The 2,671-nt window shown below is 62.9% G+C and carries 2 protein-coding genes and 1 pseudogene; all 3 read left to right on the top strand.

Annotated elements, in window-relative coordinates:
• Positions 1–957: pseudogene (locus Q1V87_RS15195) on the top strand (AAA family ATPase); the annotation flags it as partial.
• A 36-nt stretch (positions 958–993) separates the two neighbouring features.
• Positions 994–1,797 carry a Hachiman antiphage defense system protein HamA gene (locus Q1V87_RS15190; RefSeq protein ID WP_300594734.1) on the top strand — a complete coding sequence of 268 codons (804 nt, stop codon included), beginning with the start codon at positions 994–996 and terminating at the stop codon, positions 1,795–1,797.
• A 50-nt stretch (positions 1,798–1,847) separates the two neighbouring features.
• The coding region (locus Q1V87_RS15185; RefSeq protein ID WP_300594731.1) for a DEAD/DEAH box helicase at positions 1,848–2,671 on the top strand (824 nt) is incomplete at its 3' end.

Genomic DNA, 2,671 nt, shown 5'->3' with positions numbered 1-2,671 from the left:
ACCAGCGAGAGCCTCAACCTGTCGGTACAGCAGCGCAAGCAGACCGACGAATGGGTCACGCGCCTCGACCGAACCGTGTCGGACCGGATCCGCGAAACCTTCGTGTGGGCCGTGTACCCCGAGCAGTTCGACGCCACCAAGCCGTTCGAGCTGATCACGGATAAGGTGCCGGACTCGAGCGGCCGCTCGCTCGCCGAGCGCGTAGCCGCGAAGCTGTCCCGCGACGATCAGCTCGTCACCGAGCTCGGTGCGCCAATCCTTGGTGCCACACTGCACCAGGAGCTGGGACAACTGTGGCGCGACAAGGGCGAGATCAGCGTCGGCGAGCTATGGGGCTACTTCACCCGGTACGTCTACTTGCCGCGCCTCGTTCGGCGAGAGACGCTCGACTCGGCGATCGAACGTTCGCTCAACTCCGTCCTTGTTGACGGCGAGAAGTTCGCGATCGCGACAGCGAAGGACACCGAGGCTGATCGCTACCGCGGGCTGATCGTGCCGCCGGCGCACAACGCCGCGCTCCAGGTCACCGACAGCACACTCCTCGTGGACTGGAACAAGGCAGACGAACAGGCATCTGCCGATCGAGTCGCCGCAGCCCGCGAGGCTGCTGCGCGCGCGGCTGAGGAGGGCGCCGCGGAGGTTGGGCCGATCGACATTGTCCTGATCAATGACGAAGCAGACGAGGCGGAGGGAACGAGCGAGGAGAGCTTCGCGCCGCGACGTCCGAGCCGCTACTTCGGCTCCGTGAAGGTTGATCCCGACCGGTACTCGCGCGACATCGGAAACGTGACTCGCGAGATCATCGACCGCCTCGCCGGCGCCGGCGCCAAGCTCGAGATCACCATCGACATCCAGGCCAGCAAGAGCGACGGCTTCGACGAGGGCGAGGTGCGCACGATCTCCGAGAATGCGCGCGTGCTCAAGTTCGACCCGAGCTCCGGCTTCGAGGGGTCGTAGTGGTCGACCTGCTACGGAAGCTCGATCGGCTCAGTCATGCGTGAACTAGATTTCGACTACGGTGCGCTCCGTGATCTGTTCCACGACATCGAACATGAGAAAGTCGCGGTCTTCGAGATTCCGGCCGCAAGCGCGTCAGCGATCGCTGAGCAGCTCGGTGTTGCAGTACGCCGCTGCTACATTTCGGATGCCTCGGCTGCAGACCGTGCGAGTGCAACAGGGAGACCGCTGAGCGAGATTGTGGCCGCGCGACTTCCTGACAGAGGTTCGACAATGGCGGGCGATTTCGGCGAGATCCTAACGGCCCTGTTTCAGGCCGCTAGGGAGCACCCGACTGAACTGCTCGACGCAAAGAAGTGGCGACTCAAGCAGGATCGCACGATGCCCGCTCCTAAGTCCGATGTCGTGCAGCTGGTCTTGCCGCACTGGCCACAACCGTCCTCGGAAGATCGGCTCCTCTGTTCGGAGGTTAAGACCAAGTCGACGCGCGGAACATCAACTCCCATCGCTGATGCCATCCGGGACTCGAGAAAGGACAGCGACGGTCGTCTGATCAAGACGCTCGAATGGCTCAAGGAACGCGCACTGGACACGGGCCTCACGACCGTGACGATCGACATGCTCGATCGATTCATCGATGCAATCGACTACCCGCAGGCGAGTCGTGAGTTCAGCGCAGTCGCCGTCCTTTGCTCCACTGTCGACCTCGCATCGGAGCTCAGCGATGTCGAGTTGCCGTCACCCGCCGAACGCGCAGTCATCATCCTGACGTTGTCCGACCTCAAGTGGTATTACGAGAGCGTGTTCGACATCGCCCTGACGAGCGTGGTCGACGGATGAGGGCATCCCTTGCGCGGTGGATCGCGGATGCAGAGACGCGTCACACGATCGTGGACTTCTCGCTCTCCGCCCATATCTCCCAGTTGGACTACCTCGATCACCGGAGCTTGGACCTCTACTACTCGCTCGTCGGCGAGCTCTTCGACATGCTGCGCGGCGGAGGTGCGGAGTCCCGAGCATGGCTGACCCTGGGCCAGGGTCTCGTCTCGGCAAGCCGCGATCTCCAGAATGAGGCGAAGTCTGATGCGCTCTTCTTCGCCGCAGTGGCCTTCTATAGCGGCGGCTATCCCGCTTCGGCGGCCTTGACCGCGCGCGACGCTAATCCCGCGCACTTTGAACTCGAGGTTCAGCGCGCGGCGTATGACCTGCTGACTCGATCATCCAGACCATCCAGCACGTCAATCGTCACGCTCGTCGATGCGGTGCGAACCGGCCAGGTTAGCGCCCTCGAAATGGCCGTCGCCACCGCGTACGAAGACACGTCCCGAGCGCTTGCGATCGGCCCCGATGAATGGGTTGCGCATCGCCTTCACACTGCGCTACTCGAGCGATTCCGCGTGGCGAATCTCCGGGCGGTGCTACCAAACGGTGGCGCATCGCGTTGGGATCGTCTCGTGGAGTCGTTCATCGACCGGAGTAATCCAGTATGGGAGTTCTTCCCCTCACAAGTGGAAGCGATCGACGCGGGGCTTCTAAGTAGCGATGCGTCGTACTCGCTTCAGATGCCGACCGGTGCCGGAAAGACTGCGCTGACCGAGGCGCTTATCTTCAATCACCTCATCGATTCACCCGAAAGCCGGGCGGTGCTCCTGGTTCCGTACAGGGCGCTGGCGAAGGAGCTGCGCGGTAGCGTTGGCAGGCACCTCTCCAGTAT

Origin of the sequence: Microbacterium sp., from assembly GCF_030149085.1 — a bacterium.
In the GTDB taxonomy this organism is placed as follows: domain Bacteria; phylum Actinomycetota; class Actinomycetes; order Actinomycetales; family Microbacteriaceae; genus Microbacterium.
Note: the sequence above shows the minus strand (reverse complement) of the source record. Positions and strands in the feature narration are given on the sequence as shown.